We start from the raw sequence: 23,180 nt of genomic DNA, 5'->3' as shown, positions 1-23,180 counted from the left end.
CGGGCCAGCCCTGGGGGCTGACCCGTCGATTGCTCAACGCTTGGGCTTGACCGGCTTCTTCGCGGCGGTCCTGGGCGCCGGCCTGGCCGCCGCCTTGCTGGCGGCCTTCCTGCCCGGCGCTTTGGCGAGTGCCTTGGCCGGTGCCTTGGCCGCGGCTTTCTTCGGGCGCGATACCGGTGCCGGTGCATCCGGCGTCGCCGTGGCGGCGTCGGCCTGCCCGGCAGCCGGTTCGGCGATCACGGCATCGGCGGCCTGTCCTGGCACCTCGACTTCCGCCGGCGCTGCGATCACGGGCGCTGCCGCTACCGGCGCCACCGCGGCCTCACCGCCGGCGCGGGCGCGTTCGGGCAGCTTCAGGCGCTTGCCTTCGTCGTCGTACTCGATCAGCAGCACGCCGGAGTCGTGGCGCCCGCTGATCTCCACGAAGCACGCACCGCCGATGAACGGCTCCAGCGTCATCACCGACTTCAGCGGCGTGGCCACGACCATCTGGAACCCGAAGTTGTCGAAGATGTTCATCGCCAGCGCGGTGAACTCGTTGTCGGCCTTGTCGAAGGCTTCATCGAGCACGACTGCCGCGTAGCTGGGCAGCTGGCCATCGGCACCGCCGAGCTGGTAGCGCAGCGCGGCCGCCAGGCAGGTGGTGGCCAGCTTCTGGCGCTGGCCGCCGGATTTGCCCGCGCCGCTGCGGTAGATCTCGACCTGCTGGCGAGTGGCGGCATCGAGCTCGACGCCGACGAATTCCACATGCAGGCGCACGTCGAGTACCAGCTCGCGCCAGCGCTTGTCCTCGCCTTCCTGCGAGCCGAGCTTGGCGACCAGCTCACGCAGCACCGCGAACTGCGCTTCGGCCAGTTCGCGCTGCTCGGTCTGCTGCTGGGACAGGACATCGCGCAGGCGCTGGTGGAAATCCAGCACCTCGGGCAGACGGCGGTCGGTGAGTTCGATGGTCAGCAGGGTGCCGCGGTTGAACGGCACCTGCTCCAGCGAGGCATTGACCTCGTCCAGGCGCTGGGCGATCGACTTGCGCGCCTCGGCGGTGTGGCGCTGCAGCGCCAGCAGGTTGTTCTTGCTCTGGCTCTGCAGCAGATCGAAGAAGCGCGCCTCGTGCTGCGGCAGGCCATCGTTCTCCAGCCGTTGCAGGCGGGCCAGGAAATCGTCGGCGCTGGACAGGCTGACGGTGAAGTCGCCGCTGTCTTCCGGCCAGGCCTGGCAGTAGCGGCGGAAGCAGCCCAGCAGCAGGTTTTCCAGCCGGTTGTGTTCGGCCTGGGAGCCGCCGAGCTGTTCGTTGAGGGTGTTGCTGATCTGCCGGAAGTGCGCTTCCAGGTTTTCCAGGCTGAGCACGCCGAGCGCTTTGAGGCGTTCGTCCAGGCCCTGCTGCTGCAGGGGCGTGACCACGCGCTTGGCCAGCGGCGCGCACTGCTCGTGCAGGCGCGCCAGGCGTTCGTGCTCACGGCCGAGCTGGCCGCGCTCCACGCGCACGTCTTCATAGGTGCGCTTGGCCTGGGCCACATCGGCCCGGGTCTTTTCGATCTGTTCGCCGAGCCTGCGCAGGTCGGCATTGCCTTCGCGCAGGTCGTGCAGGGCTTGGGCGATGTCGTCCAGGCGCTGCAGCGGCGCGGCCACATCGATCTCGTCCCAGCCCAGCGTGCACAGTTGATGGCAGGCCAGGCGGGCCTTGCCATCCTGTTCGCGCTGCGCGCGCAGGCCGGCCACGTCGCTGTCGCAGGCGGCGATGCGCTGCGCCAGTTCGATCGCTTCGCGCTCGTACAGGTCCAGCTTGTCGCGGTTGTTGAAGCCGAGCAGCCAGCGGCGGCGGTCGCTGATGTTGTGGCGATCGTCCTTCTCGAAACGCTCGCCCGGGTGCTTGACCTGGCCTTCCTTGGTGATGCCGCGGTCGGTATCGCGCAGGTGGCGCGCATCGACGCATTCGTAGTCAAAGCGCTTGCCCAGCTCGCGGCGCAGCCAGCCGGCATAGCCGTGCTCGCGCAGCACCAGCTTGTGCAGCAGCGAGCGTGCACCGGGCTCGCGGACGTGCAGGGCATCGTCGTTGCGGCGCACGCGGTAATACACCAGGCGGGTACCGAGGTGGGTCTGGTTGATCCACTCCGAGACCTGGGCATGGTGGCGCTCGTCAACCAGCAGCGACTGCGCGAAGCCGTGCAGCACACGCTCGATCGCGCCCTGCCATGCGGCGTCTTCATCGCGGACCTGCAGCAGTTCACCCACGAACGGCAGCGCCGCCTCGGGAATGCCGGTGTCGCTGCTCAGGCGCGCGCGCAGCTGCTGCATCGGCGCCGGAATGCTGGACGGGGTGCGCTTGAGCGCCTCCAGTTCCGAACGCACCTCGGCAAAGCGGCGCTCGTCGTCGCGCTTGCCGCCCATGCGCTCGGCGATGGCTTCATCCAGCTCGGCCGCGGCACGCTGGCCGTCGTCCAGTCTGGCCTGGGCGCGGGCAAGCTGTTCGGCGAAGCCGTGCGCGGTCTCGGCCAGGGTTTCGCCGAGCTCGCGGCTGGCATGGTTGGCCTGGTTGCGCTTGGCCAGGCGGCGGTCGCGTTCCTGGGCGACACGGCCCTGTTCGCGCTCCAGCTCTTCGATGCGCTCGCCGCCCTGCTGGCGACGCTGCCCCTCCAGTTCGGCGAGGTGGCTTTCATGGTTCTCCAGCGCGCTGCGGCGCTGGCCTTCTTCACCGGACAGGCCGCGGTCGCGGGTGTCCAGTTCCAGCAGGCGCGCCTCGAGCAGGGCCAGGCGACGCTGCTCGCGCACACCGTCGATGCCCAGCTTCATCTCGTCCAGGTCTTCACGCTGGCGGCGCAGTGCCTGCAGATCGGCGTAGTGGCCGCGCGCCGGCAGCAGGGTTTCGACCTGGCGGCGCGCGGTGACCACGGCCTGGTGGGCGCCATCGAGTTCGGCGAAATCATCGACCAGGCGCTCGGCGGCATCGAAGGTGCGCGGCGCATCGAGCATGAAGTCGCGCAGGAACACGTTCAGATCGCCGAGGTTCTTCGCCGACTGCGTCTTGTGCAGCAGGCGCAGCGCCATTTCGTTCTCGATCCCGAGCACGTGGCGGAACCGTTCGGCATAGCTGGCGAAGCTGTCGAAGTGATGCACATCGCCCAGGCGCTGCTTGAGCTTGCGCAGGTCCAGGTCGAAGCCGCCGAGGTCGCGCGCGATGTCGAAGCTGCGCTCTGCGACCATGTAGTGCTTGCGCACATCGGCCGCGGCGGCGCCGTTGCCGGCGATCCAGAACAGCCGCACCAGGCTGACGATGCGGCCGTCGTTGCTGCGGTACTCCAGCACCAGCGCGGTCCAGGTGGCGCCCTTGCGCAGGTACTGGGTGGCGATCTCGCCGGTGCCGCTGTCTTGCTGGTCAGCCCACGCGCCACGCACATACGAGACCAGGTTGCGGTCGCGGCCACTGCGTTCGGCTTCGCGCGCGGCGGCGTTGAAGTCGACCAGGGCCGGCGGCACCAGCAGCGCGGACATCGCATCAAGCAGGGTCGACTTGCCCGAGCCGGAGCGGCCGACGAACAGGAAGCCACGTTCGGCGATCGGCACTTCAGTCAGGCCGGAGAAGGTGCCCCAGTTGTGGACCTGCAGGCGGCGCATGCGGAACTGCTGCGCGCGCGGGTCGGGCTGGTCGCCGGGGAACAGAGCGGGTGCGGGAATGTGGACGGTCATGGCAGGGCTAGCAATCCAGGCAGGGCAGCGGCGCGCGGGCGCGCGCTCAGGCGTCGAGGTCGGCCGGCGCTTCGCGCAGGCGGCGGTACACCTGGGCCAGGGCGGCGACATCTTCGGCGGAGAACATCAGTTTCAGTGCCGGCGAGACTTCATGACGCGCATCGTCACCGCCAAGGCGGGTGAGGATGTGGTTGTCCTTCATCTTCTGCACGGCACTGGCGACGCGGCGGTTGAAGCCGGCGCGGTCGGTGGACAGGTGGCGCTCGTACACGGCCAGTGCTTCGGCCAGTTCGGCATCCTCGACCACCGCGCGCACGCCGCGTGCATCGGCTTCGGCCAGCTGCTGGCGCAGGTGCAGCAGCAGCACCGAGTCGATGAAGGTCAGCGGCGAGGTACGCAGCAGCACCGGCGCGTCGATATCTTCGGTATCGGCCTGGCGGGTGAAGGCCACCCCGCTCTCGCGGTCCAGCACCAGCTCCAGGAACAGGTCCGAGAGCGCCGAGCGGATCGCCGCTTCACTGCGGATCAGCGCCGGCCACAGCTTGGCGTGGCGCAGCTGGTCGATGCTGGGGCCGATCAGCAGCTGGCACAGCGCACGGCGGCCATCGAGCGGCAGCCGGCCGGTATCGCCCATGTAGAAGACATCGTTGCTGCGTCGCAGGACCGGCGTCACCACGACGGGCTCGTCGTCATGCTCGTCGGCGCCGCCATCGATCGGGGTGTCGGTGGATTGTTCATGCCAGCTCATGGCGTTTCTCCTGGGTGAACCAGATCAGCGGAATGCGGGCGCGACGCCATTGGCCATCGCCGCCGCGCCATTGCGCGATCTCCTGTTGATCGGTGGCGACCTCGCCATGGCGGGTGCCGAGGGAGAGGTAACCGATGATGCTGCCCAGCCCCTGCGGGGCCTCACGGTGGTCGAGCACCTGCGCGATCGACAGCCGCGGCTGCTCGCCAAGCAGGTCGTGCAGATCGCGGCGCAGGGTGCGGAAGTCGATTTCCGAGGCGGCGACGAGATCGCCGACGCTCTCCAGCGAGATCGCGGCGGTGTCGTTGCGCTGCACGCTGCCATCGACCTGCGCCTGGCGCGGGTCGTGCAGTTTCCACTGCGACAGCGAGCGCAGGCGGCTGGTGGTCAGCTGCAGGTCGCGGCCGATGCTGCGCTGGGCCGGGATGTGGTCGCGCAGGCCCAGCGCCTCGCCCTGGGCCTGCTTGAGCAGCTGGTTGAGGCGGCGCTGTTCCAGGTAGCCGCGGCTCTGCACGAAGCCACGCAGGCTGCGCGCGAAGTGCTGCAGCACATCGTGGACCTGGCCACCGCGCTCGAGCATGGTGGTGGTGAAGCCGCGCAGGAAGGTGCGTTCGTTGCGGTCCAGCTTGCGGGCAAAGCCACGGGCAAGCACGGTCTCCAGCGCGGCGTCGAGCTGGGCGCTCTGTTCGGCATCGTTGAGCAGGCGCCAGAACGCGTCGAAACTGCGCCCGGCATCGCTGTCACCGATCACATCCACGCCTTCGAACAGCTTGGAGAGCACGTCGCCGCGCTCGCCTTCGTCATCGATGATGCGTTCGCGGAATTCGCGGTTGAGGCGTTCGAAGTCGTCACGCACGCGGTGGAAATCTTCGGTCAGTTCGTCGGCCAGGCCGATGATCTGGCGGGTCCGTTCCAGCGCGCGCTTGCCATCCAGCGAGGATACCTTGCCGCCGCTGACGCGGGCGATCTCGGCATCGATGCGGTCGCGCTCGTCGCGCAGCGCGGACAGGCGTGCGTCCGGATTGGATTCGGTCAGCGCGGCCAGCTGCGAGAGCTGCTCGATCACCAGTGCCAGGCGGCTCTCGGTGGCGGCAGCGCGCGCCTGCTCCAGGCTGTCGGCGAAGCGGATCGCCTGCGCGGCCTGGGTGGACAGTTCGTACTGTTCCTGGTCGGCACCCTCGGGCAGGCGGCGTTCCAGCCAGCCCTGGGCCAGCCAGTGGGCGATGTAGACCTGCGCGGTGCGCGGCAGATCGCGCGAGAGTTCATCGGCCTTGAGATCGTCCAGCGCGCGCTGCAGGCGTTCGTGCAGCACCGCGGTGGACAGGGTGCGCTCGTCCTGCATCAGCAGGCTCTGCAGCAGGCCGATGATCTCCGGCGCGTGATCGGCCGCCAGCAGCTTCCACTGCGATTGTTCGCGCAGGTGGCGGTAACGGGTAATGCGCTCGCGATGCTTCATTCGAGACCGGGGACAGGAAGACGGGCCGCGCGGGTCGCAGCGGCCGGGAGGGAAACGGGACGCGCACGCACCCGCAGGGCCGGGCCGAAGCCCAGCACCTGCCGGCCGCGCGCGACGGCGCGGGGAATCAGCGCTTGCCGCCCACTTCGATGAAACGCAGGAACTCGGCGCGGGTACGCGCGTCCTCGCGGAAGCTGCCCAGCATCTTGGAGGTGACCATGCTGACGCCACGCTTGTGGATGCCGCGGGTGGTCATGCACTCGTGCGCACCTTCCACCACCACGCCCACGCCGACCGGCTGCAGCACGTCCTGGATGCACTGGGCGATCTGCGCGGTCATCTTTTCCTGGACCTGGAAGCGGCGTGCGTACGCCTCGACCACCCGGGCCAGCTTACTGATGCCCACCACCTTGCCGGCCGGCAGGTAGCCGACGTGCACGCGGCCGATGATCGGCGCCATGTGGTGTTCGCAGTGGCTTTCGTACTCGATGTCGCGCAGCACGATCAGTTCATCGTAGCCGGCCACTTCCTCGAAGGTCCGCTCCATGTAGGCGCGCGGGTCATCGCGGTAGCCGCTGAACCAGTCGCCATAGGCTTCGGCGACGCGGCGCGGGGTATCCAGCAGGCCTTCACGGGTCGGATCTTCACCGGCCCAGCGCAGCAGGGTGCGCACCGCCGATTCGGCCTCGGCCTGGGTGACGGGGTTGGCGTCGTTGTCTTGCTTGCTCATTACATACAGCACCCGAAGGGGGGCGAGCATCGTACCCGACAGACCCCTCGGGCGTCCTGCGCCGGGGCTCGGTGGCCCTGCCCGCGCAGGCCCTCGTTGGGCGACGGTTGTGCCGGAGGTATTGATAGGATGGAAATTAGTAGTATCCTATCTATTCTGATGAACCGATCCTTCGACGAACGCACCCAGCTGCAGATGCAGCTCAGTTCCGGCCTGCTGTACGCAGGGCGGCAGTGGCAGCGCCTGGCCGACCAGGCCCTGGGCAGCTACGGCATCTCCGCCGCCTGCACCATGCCGCTGCTGATGATCGGGCGCGCCGGCGGGGGTATCCGCCAGGTGGCACTGGCCCATCAGCTGGGCATGGAAGGCCCGTCGCTGGTACGCCTGCTGGACAAGCTGGCCGCCAGCGACCTGGTCCGCCGCGAATGCGACGCCAGCGACCGCCGCGCCAACCTGCTGTGGCTGACCGACAAGGGCCAGGCCCTGGTCAGCGAACTGGAAACCCAGTTGATCGGCCTGCGCCAGGACGTGTTCGGCGAGCTGTCCATGGATGAACTGCGCACCGTGCTGAAGCTGTGGCAGCTGCTGGCCGACGCTGCCGACCGCGTGACGTAAGCCTGTTCCCCCGTTGTGCCGCCCGGTGTCGTCCCTCGACGCCGGGCGATCCCCTTTCCGCTCCCCTGCGAATCCTTTGCCTCGATGTACGGTGAATTCAGTCTCTATGGTGTGTTCGTCCCGACCCTGCTCGGGCTGATGCTGCTTGCCTACCTGCTCAAGAGCGGGTTGCGCGTGGTCCTGCAGCGCACCGGCGCCTACCGCCACATCTGGCACCCCGCCCTGTTCAACCTGGCCGTGTACGTGATCGTGCTCGGCGCGTTGTTTTCCCTGATGCGTTGGATGCAATCGTGAACAAGATCCTCAAGCAGACATTCCCGGTCGTATTGACCGTCGTGGCCGTGGTGGCCGCCGTGCTGGTGCTGCGCCACCTGTGGGCGTACTACATGGACGAACCGTGGACGCGCGATGCGCACGTCAGCGCCGACGTGGTGCAGGTGGCGCCGGATGTGTCCGGGCTGGTGGAGGCGGTGAAGGTGGCCGACAACCAGCCGGTCAAGCGCGGTGAGGTGCTGTTCGTGGTCGACCGGGCGCGCTATGAGATCGCGCTGGAGCAGGCCCAGGCCGCCCTGGGCGAGCGCCGCGCCACGCTGGACCAGCTGCGCCGCGAGATCGCGCGTGACCGCAGCCTGCAGGATCTGGTCGCCGCCGAGGATGCCGAAGTGCGCCGCGCCAAGCTGCTCGCCGCGCAGGCCTCGATGGCGACCGCACAGGCCGCGGTGGATCTGGCCAAGCTCAACCTGGCGCGCACTGAAGTGCGCAGCCCCAGCGATGGCCACGTCAACGACCGCACCGTGCGTGCCGGTGACTATGTGACCGCCGGGCGCCCGGTGATGGCCGTGCTCGATACCGGCTCGTTCCGCGTGGACGGCTACTTCGAGGAAACCCGCCTGCAGGGCGTGCATGCCGGCCAGAAGGTCGACATCCGCCTGATGGGCGAGGCGCAGCCGCTGCAGGGCCACGTGCAGAGCATCGCCGCCGGCATCGAAGACCGTTACCGCAGCGAAGGCAGCAGCCTGCTGCCGAACGTGACCCCGGCCTTCGACTGGGTGCGGCTGGCCCAGCGCATCCCGGTGCGCATCCATATCGACCGCGTGCCGGCCGGCGTGAACCTGATCGCCGGGCGCACCGCCACCGTTACCATCCAGCCGGACACCGCGCCGGCCACGCCGGCACAACCGGCACGGACGGCGCTGTGAACCGCCCGGCGCTGCACCGCATCGCGCTGGGGCTGGCGCTGACCACGCTGGCCGCGTGCCGCACCGTCGGCCCGGACTACGCGGTACCGGCCGGCTCCGCGTTCCAGCGGCCGGAGGCCAATGCCGCCTTCCTCGACACCGGCAACCCGCAGGTCGCCGCTGGCGCCGCGCTGCCCGCACGCTGGTGGGAGCTGTACCAGGACGACACCCTCAACGCCCTGGTGCAGCAGGCGCTGCGCGACAACGTGGAACTCAAGGTGGCCGATGCCAACCTGCGTCGCGCTGCTGCCGTGTACGAGCAGGCGCTGGATGCCGGTGGGTTCGAATACGAGGCCGAGGCCGGGGTGAGCCGCGCGCAGCTGTCGGCCGAATCATTCCTGCTTGAACACGAACTGCCGCCGATCAACCTGGCCGACGGCAAGTTCGCGGTGTCCTATCAGTTCGATCTGTTCGGCAAGCTCAAGCGCGCCTCCGAAGCCGCGCATGCCGACGAGCAGGCCACCGCCGCCGCGATGGACCTGGCGCGCGTGTCGCTGGTGGCGCAGGTGGCCGGCAGTTACGTCGACATCTGCCACGCCAACCACGAACTGCATGTGGCCGAGCACTCGCTGCAGCTGCAGCAGCGCAGCCGCGAGGTCACCCAGCGCTTGATCACCGCCGGCCGCGGCACCCCGCCGGAGCTGGCGCGTGCCAACGCCCAGGTGGCGATGCTGCAGGCCGCGTTGCCGCCGCTGCGCGCGCACCGGCAGGCCTCCGAATACCAGTTGGCCGCCCTGCTCGGCCGCACCCCGGGCCAGCTGCCCGACGGCGTGAGCGACTGCAGCCAGGCCCCGACCCTGGCCCAGGCGCTGCCGATCGGCGATGGCCGCGCGCTGCTGCAGCGCCGCCCGGACATCCGCCAGGCCGAGCGCAGGCTGGCTGCCGCCACCGCGCGGATCGGCGTGGCCACCGCCGAGCTCTACCCGGACATCCGCCTCGGCGCCTCGCTCGGTGCGGCCGGCCTGCTGGAAGACTTCGGCACGCCGCTGACCCAGCAGTGGTCGATCGGTCCGCTGATTTCCTGGACGCTGCCCTCCTCCGGCACGCACGCACGCATCCACGCCACCGAAGCCGGTGCCGACGCGGCGCTGGCCGAGTTCGACCACAGCGTGCTGCAGGCCCTGCGCGAAACCCAGACCGCGCTGAGCCGCTATGCCCAGGACCTGCAGCGCCTGCAGTTCCTGCAGCAGGCGCAGCAGCAGGCCGACCTGGCCGCCAGCCAGAACCGCCGCCTGTACCAGGGCGGGCGCACGCCCTACCTGGCCAGCCTGGACGCGGACCGCAGCCTGGCCAGCGCCGATGCGACGCTCGCCGATGCCCAGGCGCAGGTCTCGCGCGACCAGATCCAGTTGTTCCTGGTGCTCGGCGGTGGCTGGAATGCCGACGCCGTCGCCGCCGGCACGGCCGCGAGGTAAGCCATGCTGCTGCTGGACAGACAGGCCTGGTTGTTCTCGGTCAAGACCTTCCTGGCGGCGCTGGCAGCGCTGTACATCGGGCTGGCCGGCAATCTCTCGCGCCCGTACTGGGCGATGGCCACGGTCTACATCGTGACCCAGCCGATGCTGGGCCCGACCCGCGCCAAGGGGGCCTACCGCATCCTCGGCACGCTGATCGCCGGCGCGGCCACGCTGTGGATGCTGCCGCACCTGGTGGAAATCCCGCTGCTGCTGAGCGCGGCGATGTCGCTGTGGCTGTCCACCTGCCTGTTCATCGCCCTGCTCAACCGAGGCCCGCGCGGCTACGCGTTCCTGCTGGCCGGTTACACCACCGCCTTCATCGGCTTCCCGGCGGTGACCTCGCCGGACACCATCTTCGACACCGTGGTGGCGCGCAGCGAGGAGATCATCCTCGGCACCGTGGTGGCGGTACTGTTCGCCTCGCTGTTCTTCCCCGCCTCGGTGCGGCCGATGCTGCGCGCGCGGATCGGCGGCTGGATGGCCGATGCCGCCGACTGGTGCCGGCAGATCCTCTCGCGCGGTCACGCGCATGGACCGCGCAACCGCCTGGCGGCCGATCTGGTGCAGTTCGAAGCGCTGATCGAGTTCATGCGTCGCGACGACCCGCGCCACGCCGGGGCGGCGGTCTCGATGGAGCGCCTGCGCGAACGCATGCTGCTGATGCTGCCGGTGCTGTCCTCGATCGCCGACCGGCTCGGTGCGCTGCGCGCGGGTGGCCGCGCGCTGCCACCGGGGCTGGAGCCCTTGATCGCCGATCTGGCGCAGTGGCTTGAGCAGCCCGGCCGCTCCAGTGCCAGCGCCTACGCCACGCTGCGCGCGCGCATCGTCGCGCTCAAGCCGGCGGTGGATGGCGAGCTGGATCACCTGCTGCTGGTCACCCTGCTGCTGCGCCTGGAAGAGCTGGTCGATCTCTGGCAGGACTGCACCACCCTGCACGCCGCCATCGACGCCGGCACCGCGCCGAGCGATACCGCGCACTACCGCGTGCGCACCCAGCGCGTGGACCATGTGCGCCATGTGGACTACGGCATGGCGCTGTTCTCCGCGGCCAGTGCCGGTGTCGCCCTGATGACCTACTGCGTGCTGTGGATCGGGCTCGGCTGGGAGGGCGGCGGCAATGGCGCGATGATGGCCGCGGTGGCCGCCGCGTTCTTCGCCGCGCAGGATGATCCGGCGCCAAGCATGCTGTCCTTCCTGCTCTGGGCAATCGTGGCCAGCCTGGTGGCCGGCGTGTACCTGTTCGGGATCTTCCCGGCCGTGCACGACTTCGGCAGCCTGGTGCTGGTGCTGGCGGTGATCTTCCTGCCGCTGGGCCTGCTGCTGCATCGGCCCAAGACGGCATTGATCGGCCTGCCGCTCACGGTGAATCTGGTCGCGCTGTTGAATGTGCAGAACACCTACAGCGCCAACATCCAGAGCTTCATCAATTCGGCCGTGGCGATGTTCATCGGCATTGGCTTTGCGGTGGTGATGACGCGGCTGTTCCGCTCGGTGGGTGCCGAGTGGACCGCACGCCGGCTGGTACGCCAGGGCTGGAACACGCTGGCCGATGCGGCCGAGGGCCGTGGCCAGCAGGACCGCCAGCAGTTCGCCGCGCGCATGCTTGATCTGCTCGGCCTGCTCGCACCGCGCCTGGCGGCCACCCCGGAAGGCAGCGATATCGCCTCGGTGGACATGCTCACCGAAGCGCGGATCGGCCTGAACATCCTGCAGCTGCGCCGCTCGCGGCACGGCCTGCCGGCGGCCAGCGTGGCCGCGATCGAGGCCATCCTGGACGACATCGCCGCGTACTACCGCGCGCAGGCGGCCAAACGCCGCCCCCTGCCGGCACCGCCCGGGCTTCAGGCACGGCTGGAGGCCTCGCTCAAGCGCGTGCAGACCGTGGAGGCGGGCAAGGCCCGCGACGAGGCCCTGATGGGGTTGATCGGGCTGCGCTATGCGCTGTTCCCCGAGGCACCGGTCATCGAGGCCGCCGCCGATCCCGCCGCGGCAACACCGGGCCTGCCGGCGCCGCGCTGAACCGGCCCCGGCGCGCGCCGGCCGGTCCGCGCCGATCAGGGCTATCCTGACGCATGCATTTGCGCATGGATCAAGGTGATTCCCGATGAGTTACGACCTGATGGTGTTCGACCCCGCCGTCGCGCCGCGCGAGGCCGAGGCCTTCCTGCAGTGGTACGACGCGCAGACCGAGTGGAACGAGACACACGACTACGACGACCCGGCCGTGTCGGTGCCGGCGCTGCAGGCGTTCTTCGCCGCGCTCGCCGAGCATTACCCGCCGATGGACGGTCCGCTGTCCGATGAGGAAGACGACCGCCCGGAGGTGACCGACTACAGCATCGGCCAGCACGTGGTCTACGCCTCGTTCGATGACGAGGTGGCCGAGAACGCGCATGGCCTGGTGCAGGTGCTGGCCAACACCCACCAGCTGGGCTTCTTCGATGTCAGCGGTGACGGCGCCATCGTGTTCCCCGATGGCACCGTGGTGATTCCGGAGTAAGACCGGACACGGGGCTAGAACAACTGCCCCTGGGCCGGCGCCGTCACGACGGCGTCGGCTACTGCGTCTCCCTGGCCGCCCTGCAGGCGCGCCGCCAGGCCCGACAAACGGCTGGCATGCCGCGCCAAGGCGGCCTCCAACACTTCCGCACTGCCGAGCACGTGCAGCGCCTGCCGCGCGCGGGTCATACCCGTATAGATCAGCTCGCGCGACAGCACGCGGTTGTCGCGTCGCGGCAGCTGCAGCCAGACCTCATCGAACTCCGAGCCCTGTGCCTTGTGCACGGTCATCGCGAACGCACTCTCATGTGCGGGCAACGCACCCGGGTGGAAGCCGCGCGGCTGGTCCGGCGTCTCACCGGGGAACCACGCCGTGACACTGCCGTGCCGATCCATCAGGCAGATGCCGATGTCGCCGTTGAACAGGCGGTGCCGGTAGCTGTTCTCGGTGATCAGGAGCAGCCGGCCGTGGAAGTAACCCGGCGCCATGCCCGGCCGCGGCACACCGGCCAGCAGCGCTTCGATGCGGGCATTGAGCCCGCGCGCGCCCTGTGGGCCTTCGCGCACGGCGGTGAGCAGGCGGATGCGGCCGGCATTGGCCAGCGCAACGCCGGGATCGGCGGCTTCGCCGAGGCCACGCCAATGCCCGAGCAGGTGCTCGCGATGATGCTGCAGCGGGTCGCTCTGGTCCTCGTGGAAGTGCACACCGGCCAGCGTGCCCACGCGTAGCAGGGCAAGTGCGGTGGCACTGTTGCCCTCGCGCACGGCATGCGCCAGCGGCGCCAGATCGAGCGCGTCGGTCTGCCGGTAGCCGCGCTGCAGCTGCACGCGCCGGCCCGCGAACCGGCGTGGCGGTGCCAGCGGTTGCAGCGCGTCGGGCGCGAGCAGCGCGCGTAATGCCTGCGCGTCGTCAGCCTGGGTGCCCAGGCCATCGCCACTGGCATGCAGGATCGCACTGAGCACATCGCCGGCTTCCACCGAGGGCAACTGATCCGGATCGCCGAGCAGCACCAGCCGGCTGCCATCGGCGACCGCCTCGACCAGCTTGGTCATCAACGGCAGATCGATCATCGAGGCCTCGTCCACCACCACCACGTCATACGGCAGCGGGTTGTCGGCGTGATGGCGGAAGCGCGGCGAATCCGGGATCACCCCGAGCAGGCGATGCAGGGTGGTGCCGGTGCTCGGCATCGCATCGCACAGGGCCGGCGCGATGCCAACCAGGCGCAGCCGCTGCACGGCCAGGCGCAGGCTCTCGGCCATGCGTTCGGCGGCACGGCCGGTGGGCGCGGCCAGCGCGACCCGTGGCAATGCCTGGTCCGCCTGCACTGCCTGGGCGGCCAGCAGCACCAACAGGCGTGCGATGGTGGTGGTCTTGCCCGTACCGGGACCACCCGTCACCAGCACCAGCGGATGGCGCAGCGCGACGGCGGCGGCGCGGGCCTGGTGATCGATGCCCTCGCGCGCCTGCGGGAACAGCTGGCCAAACAGGGTGGCCAAGGTACCGGGATCGGCCTCGGCCAGCGGATGCGTGGCGATGCGTTGCAGGCCTTCAGCGAGCCGACGTTCGTATTCGCGGTAGCGGCGCAGATAGAGCAGCCCGTTTTCCAGCACCAGCGGTGCATCGCCGGCGACCACGTCATCTGCGGACGGCACATCCACCCACGGCGAGGCGCGCAGCTGCGCCAGCCAACCCTCGGGCGCGGGCCACGCGATCTCGGCGTCGATCAGCCGCTGCGGCTGGGTCGGGTCCAGACCAGCGTGCCCTTCCGAGACCGCCAGCGAGGCCAGTGCAGCACCCAACAACACTGCGTCGGGCGTATCCGGGCGCAACCGGCGCAGGCTCTGCGCCAGTGCGTGATCGAGCGTGCGCAGCGCATTGCCGCGGTACAGCGTAGTGAGCAAGCTCATGCCTCCCCCCGTGCGCGCGCGGCCATGCGTGCCTGGGCGTGTTCGCCCCCGGCGAACAGGGCATCCAGGGCATCGACCAGGGCCGGATCGAAGCGATGCGCATACAGGCCCGGGCTGTCGTCGCGGCGGGCATCCAGGCCGCGGCAGAACAGATAGCGGATACCGCCCATGTCGCGCGCATAGTCGTACTGCGCGCCCAGCCGGAAGCGCAGCCAGCGGTGCAACGCGACGGTGTAGATCAGCGCCTGCAGGTCGTATTCGCTGTGCTGCATGGCGCTGGCCAGCCGCGCCGCGTCGTAGCCGGGCAGGCGATTGGATTTGTAGTCGAGCACGTACCAGCGGTCCGCACGCACGTAGGTGAGATCGATCTTGCCCGTCATCAGCCCCTCCAGCCGCCGGCGGGTGCCGAAGCCATGGCGGTCACGCACCAGCCCGTGCGCGTGCAGCAGGCTCAGCAGCGCTGGAACGGCGGTCGGCTGCATCGCGAAGTGGAACTCGATCTCGGCACGGCGTGCATCGGCCGGCAGGTCGTGCAGTGCGCCGCCTTCCGGCAGGGGCACGGTCAGGGTCTGGCCGACCAGCCCGGTCAACATGGCCACGCCATCGTCCAGGTCTTCCTCGGCATAGCCTTCGGCGCGCAGCGAGGCACGCAGCACCTCGGCTTCCTCGCCGGGTGCGGGCTGCCCGGCCTGCCAGCCGGCCCACAGCGCGAAATCGGTGTTTTCCAGTACATCGTGCAGCACATTGCCGAAGCGGCTGCCCATGAAGCGCGGGTCGACTTCGTCGCTGGCCGTGACCGGTTGTTCGGCGTCCAGGGTGAGATCCACGCCGGCCGGTTCGTCGGCGGCGGGGGCCGGCACTTCAGTGGCAGCGGCATCGGTGTCGTGGCCGGCGTCGGCATGCGCCAACTGAGTGAAGCTGTAGACCCACCAGTCGTGCGGCACGCGGCGGGTCAGCGCGCGCACCGGCGGAAGTTCGCCCTCGCGTTCGAACGCGAGCTGCGCCGGGCGGGGTTCCACCGGGCCCTCGATCACGGCGATGTCCGGATGCGCACGCAGCGCTTCCAGGTCCGACAGCATCGGTGCCAGGCGGGTCTTCGCCAGCCCGGCCAGATCACCGGCGGCGATCCACAGCGCGTGCTCGGCCCGGGTCAACCCGACGTAGAGCAGGCGCGCGTCTTCGGCGTCCTGTTCCTGGGTGCTGCGCGTGCTGGCCGCATTCCAGCTGTCGTCCTTGTCCAGTTTCCAGTGCAGCTCGCGGCGGCCGTTGGCGTACACCGTGCAGTTGGCCTCGGTGTTCGGTGCGCCCCCCCCGATGCCGACGAACGGCAGGAACACCAGCGGATACTCCAGCCCCTTGCTCTTGTGCAGGGTGATGATCTGCACGCGGCGCGCATCCGATTCCAGGCGCAGCAGCTGCTGTTCGTCGTTCTGGTCGGCATGCGCCATGTGCACCTGCAGCCAGTCGAGCAGGCCGTGCATGCCCAGCGTCTGCCCGGCCGCCTGCTGCAGCAGTTCACCCAGCTGCAGGTAGTTGGTCAGGCGGCGCTCGCCATCCAGCAGGCCCAGCAGGCGCTCGGCGTGTTCGGCGCAGAGATCGGCGATCACCGCGAACGGGCCGCCGCGCTGCCAGCGCTCACGCCATTCCAGCAGCCGCACCTGGAAGGAGCGCTGCGCATCGCCTTCGCGCTCCAGCGCATCGATCGCCTCGGCATCTTCGCCGAGCAGCACGGTCGACAGTGCGGCGCGCAGCCGCCCTTCGTCGGCCGGCTGCAGCAGCGCCAGCAGCAACAGGCGCAGGTCGTGCGCTTCGGGCGTGGCATACAGGCTCTGCTTGCCCGCAGCGACGGCGGGAATGCCTACCGCACCGAGCGCCTGCTGGATGCGCGTGGCCTCCTTGTGCGAGCGCACCAGCACCGCGATGTCGCCGGGTTGCACCGGCACGTCGCGCAGCAGCGCGCGCCCTTGCCGGGCTTCGCTGAGGATCTGGTGGATCGCGGCCACACAGGCATCACTGGCCTGCTGCCGCGAGGGATCGGCCTTGAGGTCGCCGCCCTCGGTGTTGTGCAGCACGCGCACGGTCAGGCCAGGTGCGGGGAGACCGTCGCGCAGGAAATCCGCATCCATCCGGGTGCTGCCGGGGTGCACCGGTTCGAAGGCGATGTCGGCTTCGAGGAAGGCGCGCTCACCGGCGTTGGCGTACAGCGCTTCGATCGCGTGCAGCACCGCCGGACGCGAGCGGAAATTGCGGTCCAGCGCGGGCGCGGCATCGGCCTGGCGCTTGGCCTTGAGATAGGTGTGGATATCGCCGCCGCGGAAGCCGTAGATCGCCTGCTTGGGGTCGCCGATCAGGAACAGCGCCGGTGCCAGGCCCGCGTCCCGGGTCTCCTCCGAGTCGCCAAACACACGCTGGAAAATGCCCCACTGGCGGTCATCGGTATCCTGGAACTCATCCACCAGCGCGATCGCATACTGCGCGCGCAGCTGCTGCACCAGGGTGGCGCGGTGCGGGCCTTCCAGGGCATCGGCAACGCCATCGATCAGGTCATCGTAGGTCTGCACGCGGCCGATCCGCTTGAGCTCGGCCAGCCGCGCACGCGCTTCGTCGCGCAGATCATGCAGGAACGCGGTGGCCTGCTGGCGCAGCCACTGCTCGCGAGCATCGGCGGCATGCCACCAGGCCTGCAACGCATCGAACAGCGGCGACGCCGGGCACTGGCCTTCCATGCCGTCCTTGCAGAAGGCCAGCAGCTGTACCGGCAACAACTTGCCCAGATGGCTCTTCTCGCCGCGCGGCCAGTGCTGGGCGCTGCGGCCGGCCAACAGCTCGCCGAAGGCCTTGTCGAAGCTCGGCCGTTTGGCACGGCGGCCGTCGAAGATCTTGCGGTCGAAGGCCACGGCGATCTGCGCCTGGGCGTCTTCGACGTGCGTCTGGATCGCCTCGGCCAACGCAGCCGCGTTGAGCCGCAGTTGCGGGGCGGGATCGTCGAAGGTACGCGTGGGCCGCGCTGGCAGCAGCGGCAACGGCTTGATCAGCGTGGACAGATCGCCTGCCAGCGCCTCGGGCGAGGACCACAGCCAGGTCAGCGCATCGACCGTGGCCGGGTCGTTGGCATGCAGGCGCCACAGGTCGGCGGCCAGTTCTTCGTGCAGCTCGCGTTCGCTTGGCAGCAGGGTCGGCGGATCGAAGGTATGCCCGCTCTCCAGCGCATGTTCGCGCAGTACCCGGGTGCAGAAGCCGTGGATCGTGAAGATCGAGGCGAGGTCGATCTCGTCGGCGGCGGTTTGGAGCCGGCGTGCCAGCGCGGCGGGTGTCTCTTCACCGAGGGCGAGCTGGCGTTGCAGGATCACCCGGGTCAACGCGACATCGGGAGTGTCCTGATCGGTCGGCACCCGCTCGACCAGCTGTGCGGCCAGGGCCAGCCGTTCGCGGATGCGCTTGCGCAGTTCCTGCGTCGCGGCATCGGTGAAGGTGACGGCCAGGATCTGGCCGATGCGCCAGCCCTTCTCCACCACCAGCCGGGTGAACAGCGTGGCCAGGGTGAAGGTCTTGCCGGTGCCGGCGCTGGCCTCGATCAGGCGCACGCCGTCCAGCGGCAGCGCCAGGTAGGGATCGTTGAGCAGGTCGTGGTCGGTCATCGCAGGGCTCCTTGCTCGTCAAAGCCCGGGAACACCCGGCCTTCGCGCACCGCGGTGAACACCACGAAGCTGTTGTGCAGCAGTTGCCGGTAACTGTCGGCACTGGCGAAGGGGTCGTGGCCGCGCAGCGCGAGCTGGTAGCCGGCGCCGGTGGACTCGCCCCAGGTGCGGTCGCTGCCGTGCCACTTGGCGCGGCCCTCGGCCTCGCGCCTGGCCTCGGCGGCGGTGTAAAGCACCCAGCCGGTGGACGGGCCGTACAGCAGCGGCGCGCGCAGCCCTTCGCTGCGCAGCTGCAGCAGGCGACGCAGCACCTGCTGCGCGCGCTCGGCGCCCAGCGGCGGCAGCGTGTGCGGACCCAGCCCGTCATCGCCTGCCTCGTGGAACTGCACCAGGGGCAAGACATCGCCGGCGGCATTGGCCAGCAGCCAGTCCAGGCCCTGGCGGATCGCGGCACGACCGTTGAGCGGACCCGGGCGCAGGCGCACCAACCCGTGCGGATGTACTCCGTCCACGCGGCCGTGCAGGCGAACCCCGTCGATATCCACTTCGTAGCGGCGGCTGTCGGCCGTGGTACCGGCCTGCCACTGGGCCAGCGCCTGCGCGTAAGGCTCGGTCTGGGCCTGCAGCAGCGCGAACTGCCGTTCGCCCAGGGCGCCGGAGGGCAGCAGCGCCCGCGCACGCAGCCGTGGGTACAGCGGCGTGTCGTCCTGCCCAAGGGTGGCCTCGATCACGGCCTGCTGCAGCAGCACCGTGTCACCGCCGCGCGCGGCCATCACCAGCGGCTCGACGTCGTCGCCGTTGTCCACGTCATCGGGCAGGCGCAGGCCGAGCCGTTGCGAGAGGAACTGGCTGGCCGGATCGGTGAGGAAACGACGCAGCGCATCCACGCTCAGTTCCGGCTCGGCAGCGCTGCTCTCCATCGGCGGCAGCGGCGTGGCGAACCACGGCGCCAGCGCGCGACGTGCACCGCCGAGCGAGCCGGCGGCGGGGTGCCATTGGCGGCGATAGCTGAAACGCCGTGGCTCCTCGCCCCCGCCGAACGCGGCCGGAGCGAACGGCTGCAGTGAATGGCGCACGGTCATCCTGCGCGCCGCCGCCGGGGGATCCAGGTGGTACTCGGCCGCGGCATCGATCAGCTCGCTGACCAGCACCGAGGGTTCGCGCACGCTGCCATCGCGCGGATCGGCGCCCAGATAACTCAGGTAGAACACGTCCTGCGCCGAGGCGAACAGCTGCAGGAACAGGAAGCGATCATCCTCGCGCAGCGAGCGGTCGCCATGCCGGCGCTTGTCGGTGCCCAGCTCGGCGGTGAGCTGGTTGAGGCCGGCGGCCGGATCGCGGCGCGGGAAGTCGCCATCGTTCAGGCCAAGCACGCAGATCACCCGGAACGGCAGCAGGCGCATCGGCACCATCCGGCCGAAGCTGACGCCACCGGTCAACAGCGGTGCACGCGTATCGGCCTGGGCGAGCACGCCGGCGAAATGGGCGCGCAGCACCTCTGGTGGCACGTCGCCCTCGAAGCCGGCGGTCTCCGCATCGCGGGCGAACTCGTTGATCAGTTTGCGCAGGCGCTCCAGCGCGCGCTGGCTGCTGGCCGCCTGCGGCGGTTCGGGCAGCAGCGCATCGAGCAGGGCCAGCAGGCGCTGCCGCCACTGCCCGGGCGACATGGCCTCACCGAGCGCCCGCTGGTAGCGCGCCAGCACGCGCAGCAGGCCGAGCAGGCGGTCCAGCGCGTCCAGCGCACTGCCTTCCAGCTCCGGCCATGGCGCGACCCCGGCGATATCGCCGTCGCTGCCGCTGGCGTGGCCAAGCAGCAGGCGATCCAGCGCGAACTGCCAGGTAAACGCATCGTCCACCGGGGCCTTATGCTGGCCGCGATGGGCCGCATCCAGCCCCCAGCGCGCGCCGGCGGCCTGCAGCCAGTCGTGCAGGCGGTCGAACGCCACGGCATCGAGGCCGGCGGCGTCCGCCAACGGTGCACTGGCGAGCAGATCGAGCACTTCGTTCAATCCGAAGCGCGAGACCGGCAGCCCGAGCAGGTGCACGAACACATCGGCCAACGGCTCGCCGGCCAGCGGGCTGGTATCGGCCAGCGCATAGGGAATGTGGTCATCGCCGCCGCTGCGGCCGCCGAACACCGCTTCCAGGTATGGCACGTAGGGATCGATGTCCGGTGCCAGCACCGCGATGTCGCGCGCCTGCAGCGGCGGATCGAAGCGCGGATCCTGCAGCAGGCCGCGCAGCTGGTCATGCAGCACCTGCAGTTCGCGCAGGCGGGTGTGGCAGGCATGCACCTGCAGGCTGGGGTCGTCGTAGCGCAGCCCCTCGCGCAGCTCCCCCGCCGGCTGCCCGCGGCGGTGGAACAGATCGCGCTGCAGGCGGTGCAGCAGGCTGTCGGACAGCCCGCCGTCGGCCATGTCCGGGCGCGCATCCTCTTCGGGATCGTCGTACGCGGCGATCTCACCGGAGGGGTGCACGACCTCGTAGCTGCCCAGCACCGCCATGAAATCGCGACCCGCCGCGCCCCAGGCCTGCAGCAGGCGGTTCTCGCCCGCCGCCTCCCCGAACGGATCGGGCGCGCCGCTGCGCAGCTTCTCGCCCAGGGTCTGCAGATCGCCCCAATAGGCCTGGGTCGGCGTCGGCAGATAGAAGTGCATCGTGCCGACCCGCGCCTGGGTGGCCAGCACCCGCAGCACGTCCGGGGAGATGTTGAGGGTGGCGAAGGCGAACACGCGCGTCGGCAGGCCCTGCGGCAACGGCTGCCCGGCACCCTCGAAGCGGGCCAGGTAGGCATCGATGCGGCGCGCACGGTACTGCTCGCCGCCGGCGATGCGCCGCCACAGGATCGCCTGCGGGTCGTTCGGCGCTGCGCCCGCGTCCCAGCGCAGCAGCCAATCGCGACGCCACGCCTGGTACTTCTCGAACACCGAGGCCAGCTCGGCCGCCAGCGCCCATGGCTTGAGCGGATCGGCCGCGGACAGATACGCCTGCAGCGCCGCCATCGGCGGCTGCGCCATCAACACCGGGTCTCGCAGGGCGGCATACAACCGCCAGCGCAGCCCCTCGGCATTGAGATCGTCATGTTCCCCGGGCACGTTGGCATTGAGGGCGCGGGCGACCACCTCACCCGGCGTGAGGAACGCGAGGTTGGCGGCAATGCCATACTCGGCCGCCAGGGTCGATTGCAGCCAGCGGCGCATCGCCACCTGCGGGATCAGCACCACCTCCGGCACCAGGATGGATTGGCCCGGCACCGGCGTGCGCAGCGTCGTGGCCAGCAGCGCGGCCAGCACATCGAGCGAGTTGGAGTGGTACAGGCGAAAGTCTGAAGCAGCGTCGGTCATCGCAGGAGTGTGCCGTAGCCGACGCACGAACGCAGCGCTGCTGGCGGTGCGGACGAGGAAAAGGCGCGGGCCACCACCGGCCCGACACGCTGTGTTGCAGGTGACGGCATGCCCGCCGCGGCACTGCCCTCACCCGCCCGTGCGACAATACTGCACGGTCCAGTTCGGTTATGTTCAGCCGTTCACCACGATCTTACAACGTTGGAATTTTGTTAATGGCGCCCATGACGGTTTCCGAAGAGAGTCTGGTGCAGTTGTCCGACGTCCGCATCGACCGCGGCGGACGTACGATCCTGCGCGACGTTTCGCTGACCGTTCCGCGCGGCAGCATCACCGCCGTGCTTGGCCCGTCGGGCAGTGGCAAGTCCACGCTGCTGGCGGCGCTGACCGGTGAGCTGCGCCCGGTGGCCGGCGAGGTCACCCTGTTCGGCCAGCCCATTCCGACCGGCGCACGCGCGCTGTTGGAGATGCGCAAGAGCGTGGGCGTGCTGCTGCAGGGCAATGGCCTGCTGACCGACCTGACCGTCGCCGAGAACGTGGCCCTGCCACTGCGCACCCATACCCGCCTGCCGAAGCCCGTATTGCGCCGCCTGGTGCATATGAAGCTGCACGCAGTGGGCCTGCTGGCCGCTGCCGATGCCTGGCCGCGCGAGCTGTCCGGCGGCATGGCGCGGCGTGTGGCCCTGGCCCGTGCGCTTGCGCTCGACCCGCCGCTGATGATCTACGACGAGCCGCTGACCGGGCTGGACCCGATCGCCTCGGGCGTGATCATGAGCCTGATCCAGCGCCTCAACCACAGCCTGGGGCTGACCAGCATCATCGTCAGCCACCACGTGCACGAGACCCTGCCGATCTGCGACCAGGTGATCGCCATCGCCAACGGCGGCATCGTATTCCAGGGCAGCCCGGCCGCACTTGAATCCAGCCAGGACCCGCTGCTGCGGCAGTTCCTGCATGGTGAGCCGGACGGCCCGATCCCCTTCGATGCCGCACCACGTGCGAGGGTTGCCTGATGCCGTTCGTTGACGCTACCCGCTCGCTCGGTCGCGCCGGCCTGTTCTCGCTGACGGTACTGCGCGGCTCGCTGCCGACCGCCGATTTCCTTGCCGAGCTGACCCGCGAAATCTACAAGATCGGCGCACGTTCGCTGCCGATCATTGCCGTAGGCGGCGCGTTCGTGGGCCTGGTGCTGACCCTGCAGGGCTACCGCACGCTCACCACCTTCGGCGCCGCCGATGCGTTGTCCACGCTGCTTGGCCTCTCGCTGTACCGCGAACTGGCCCCGGTGCTGACCGCACTGCTGTTCATCGGCCGCGCCGGCAGCTCGATCGCCGCCGAACTGGGCCTGATGCGCGCCACCGACCAGATCAAGGCGCTGGAGCTGATGGCCATCGACCCGGTGGCCAAGGTCGTCGCCCCGCGCTTCTGGGCGGCGGTGCTGACCGTGCCGCTGCTGACCGGCATCTTCTGCTCGCTGGCGATCAGTGCCAGCTACTTCGAGGCCGTGCATGTGCTCGGCCTGGACAACGGCGTGTTCTGGTCGGCGCTGAGCAACAGCGTGGACTTCTGGGACGACTTCGGTGTGGCGATGCTGAAGTCGGCGATCTTCGGCGGCACCGCGGCCCTGGTCGCTTCCTATGTCGGCTTCCATGCCGAACCCACGATCGAAGGCACGTCGGTCGCCACCACGCGCGCGGTGGTCAACGCCTCGCTGCTGGTGCTGGTCTTCAACTTCGTGCTGTCCGCCATGATGTTCCAGTAGGTACCGACCGTTGGTCGGTACGGCCGTTGTCCCTGGCCAGCACCCCCGCTTGAGTACGCAAAGACTTCCCGCCCGGACACCTGTCCAGGCACCTGACAAAG

13 protein-coding genes and 2 pseudogenes are annotated in these 23,180 nt (G+C 69.7%); 8 read left to right on the top strand and 7 right to left on the bottom strand.

Features of this window, described 5'->3' with window-relative positions; genetic code table 11:
- Positions 1 to 36: 36 nt before the first annotated feature.
- The 4 genes and pseudogenes from NJD74_RS16370 to folE form a co-directional block, all read right to left on the bottom strand.
- Positions 37 to 3,681 (bottom strand): annotated as a pseudogene (locus tag NJD74_RS16370) (SbcC/MukB-like Walker B domain-containing protein); the annotation flags it as partial.
- A gap of 46 nt (positions 3,682 to 3,727) precedes the next feature.
- A pseudogene (locus NJD74_RS16365) lies at positions 3,728 to 4,327 on the bottom strand (DUF4194 domain-containing protein); the annotation flags it as partial.
- 88 nt (positions 4,328 to 4,415) lie between these two features.
- On the bottom strand, positions 4,416 to 5,885 hold the full coding sequence (locus tag NJD74_RS16360) for a DUF3375 domain-containing protein (RefSeq protein WP_319624584.1): 1,470 nt from the start codon (positions 5,883 to 5,885) through the stop codon (positions 4,416 to 4,418).
- Positions 5,886 to 6,012: 127 nt separating this feature from the next.
- Positions 6,013 to 6,615 carry a GTP cyclohydrolase I FolE gene (gene folE, locus NJD74_RS16355; RefSeq protein WP_019183982.1) on the bottom strand — a complete coding sequence of 201 codons (603 nt, stop codon included), beginning with the start codon at positions 6,613 to 6,615 and terminating at the stop codon, positions 6,013 to 6,015.
- Positions 6,616 to 6,774: 159 nt separating this feature from the next.
- On the opposite strand from folE, the gene NJD74_RS16350 reads away from it, so the two are divergent.
- The 6 genes from NJD74_RS16350 (at position 6,775) to NJD74_RS16325 (ending at position 12,425) form a co-directional block, all read left to right on the top strand.
- A complete protein-coding gene (locus NJD74_RS16350) occupies positions 6,775 to 7,230 on the top strand; it encodes a MarR family transcriptional regulator (protein ID WP_261997941.1) in 456 nt (151 codons plus the stop codon).
- A gap of 84 nt (positions 7,231 to 7,314) precedes the next feature.
- On the top strand, positions 7,315 to 7,524 hold the full coding sequence (locus tag NJD74_RS16345) for a DUF1656 domain-containing protein (protein ID WP_319624583.1): 210 nt from the start codon (positions 7,315 to 7,317) through the stop codon (positions 7,522 to 7,524).
- The gene (locus NJD74_RS16340; RefSeq protein ID WP_070426259.1) at positions 7,521 to 8,429 is read left to right on the top strand and encodes an HlyD family secretion protein; all 909 of its coding nucleotides are present in this window, start codon (positions 7,521 to 7,523) and stop codon (positions 8,427 to 8,429) included. The genes NJD74_RS16345 and NJD74_RS16340 overlap by 4 nt, the downstream gene beginning before the upstream one ends.
- On the top strand, positions 8,426 to 9,883 hold the full coding sequence (locus tag NJD74_RS16335; protein WP_319624582.1) for an efflux transporter outer membrane subunit: 1,458 nt from the start codon (positions 8,426 to 8,428) through the stop codon (positions 9,881 to 9,883). Before NJD74_RS16340 ends, NJD74_RS16335 begins: the two co-directional genes overlap by 4 nt.
- A gap of 3 nt (positions 9,884 to 9,886) precedes the next feature.
- Entirely contained in the window at positions 9,887 to 11,944 is a 2,058-nt protein-coding gene (locus tag NJD74_RS16330) for an FUSC family protein (protein WP_319624581.1), read from the top strand.
- 85 nt (positions 11,945 to 12,029) lie between these two features.
- The gene (locus NJD74_RS16325) at positions 12,030 to 12,425 is read left to right on the top strand and encodes a hypothetical protein (RefSeq protein ID WP_019183988.1); all 396 of its coding nucleotides are present in this window, start codon (positions 12,030 to 12,032) and stop codon (positions 12,423 to 12,425) included.
- A 14-nt stretch (positions 12,426 to 12,439) separates the two neighbouring features.
- Here the strand turns inward: NJD74_RS16325 and recD are convergent, their stop codons facing one another.
- The 3 genes from recD to recC are packed head-to-tail and all read right to left on the bottom strand — an operon-like array spanning position 12,440 to position 21,317.
- The gene (recD, locus tag NJD74_RS16320; RefSeq protein WP_319624580.1) at positions 12,440 to 14,335 is read right to left on the bottom strand and encodes an exodeoxyribonuclease V subunit alpha; all 1,896 of its coding nucleotides are present in this window, start codon (positions 14,333 to 14,335) and stop codon (positions 12,440 to 12,442) included.
- On the bottom strand, positions 14,332 to 17,973 hold the full coding sequence (gene recB, locus NJD74_RS16315; protein ID WP_319624579.1) for an exodeoxyribonuclease V subunit beta: 3,642 nt from the start codon (positions 17,971 to 17,973) through the stop codon (positions 14,332 to 14,334). The genes recD and recB overlap by 4 nt, the downstream gene beginning before the upstream one ends.
- Positions 17,970 to 21,317: an exodeoxyribonuclease V subunit gamma gene (recC, locus tag NJD74_RS16310; protein ID WP_319624578.1), complete on the bottom strand. Its 3,348-nt coding sequence runs from the start codon at positions 21,315 to 21,317 to the stop codon at positions 17,970 to 17,972. The genes recB and recC overlap by 4 nt, the downstream gene beginning before the upstream one ends.
- 224 nt (positions 21,318 to 21,541) lie before the next feature.
- Here recC and NJD74_RS16305 point away from each other — a divergent pair, with 224 nt between their 5' ends.
- Both NJD74_RS16305 and NJD74_RS16300 read left to right on the top strand, forming a co-directional pair.
- Positions 21,542 to 22,330, top strand: a complete 789-nt coding sequence (locus NJD74_RS16305; RefSeq protein ID WP_070474222.1) for an ATP-binding cassette domain-containing protein — start codon at positions 21,542 to 21,544, stop codon at positions 22,328 to 22,330.
- Positions 22,330 to 23,079: an MlaE family lipid ABC transporter permease subunit gene (locus tag NJD74_RS16300; RefSeq protein WP_019183993.1), complete on the top strand. Its 750-nt coding sequence runs from the start codon at positions 22,330 to 22,332 to the stop codon at positions 23,077 to 23,079. The genes NJD74_RS16305 and NJD74_RS16300 overlap by 1 nt, the downstream gene beginning before the upstream one ends.
- Positions 23,080 to 23,180: the final 101 nt, after the last annotated feature.

The sequence above is a fragment of the Stenotrophomonas sp. RG-453 genome (genome assembly GCF_033843685.1).
GTDB classification, from domain to species: Bacteria; Pseudomonadota; Gammaproteobacteria; order Xanthomonadales; family Xanthomonadaceae; genus Stenotrophomonas; species Stenotrophomonas bentonitica_A.
The sequence above is the reverse complement of the archived record's forward strand: the minus strand, read 5'-3'. Positions and strand labels throughout refer to the sequence as shown.

Coding starts and splice junctions, on each gene's coding strand:
- NJD74_RS16360 (WP_319624584.1), bottom strand. CDS start 5,885: ATGAAGCATCGCGAGCGCATTACCCGTTACCGCCACCTGCGCGAACAA.
- folE (WP_019183982.1), bottom strand. CDS start 6,615: ATGAGCAAGCAAGACAACGACGCCAACCCCGTCACCCAGGCCGAGGCC.
- NJD74_RS16350 (WP_261997941.1), top strand. CDS start 6,775: ATGAACCGATCCTTCGACGAACGCACCCAGCTGCAGATGCAGCTCAGT.
- NJD74_RS16345 (WP_319624583.1), top strand. CDS start 7,315: ATGTACGGTGAATTCAGTCTCTATGGTGTGTTCGTCCCGACCCTGCTC.
- NJD74_RS16330 (WP_319624581.1), top strand. CDS start 9,887: ATGCTGCTGCTGGACAGACAGGCCTGGTTGTTCTCGGTCAAGACCTTC.
- NJD74_RS16325 (WP_019183988.1), top strand. CDS start 12,030: ATGAGTTACGACCTGATGGTGTTCGACCCCGCCGTCGCGCCGCGCGAG.
- recD (WP_319624580.1), bottom strand. CDS start 14,335: ATGAGCTTGCTCACTACGCTGTACCGCGGCAATGCGCTGCGCACGCTC.
- recB (WP_319624579.1), bottom strand. CDS start 17,973: ATGACCGACCACGACCTGCTCAACGATCCCTACCTGGCGCTGCCGCTG.
- recC (WP_319624578.1), bottom strand. CDS start 21,317: ATGACCGACGCTGCTTCAGACTTTCGCCTGTACCACTCCAACTCGCTC.
- NJD74_RS16305 (WP_070474222.1), top strand. CDS start 21,542: ATGACGGTTTCCGAAGAGAGTCTGGTGCAGTTGTCCGACGTCCGCATC.
- NJD74_RS16300 (WP_019183993.1), top strand. CDS start 22,330: ATGCCGTTCGTTGACGCTACCCGCTCGCTCGGTCGCGCCGGCCTGTTC.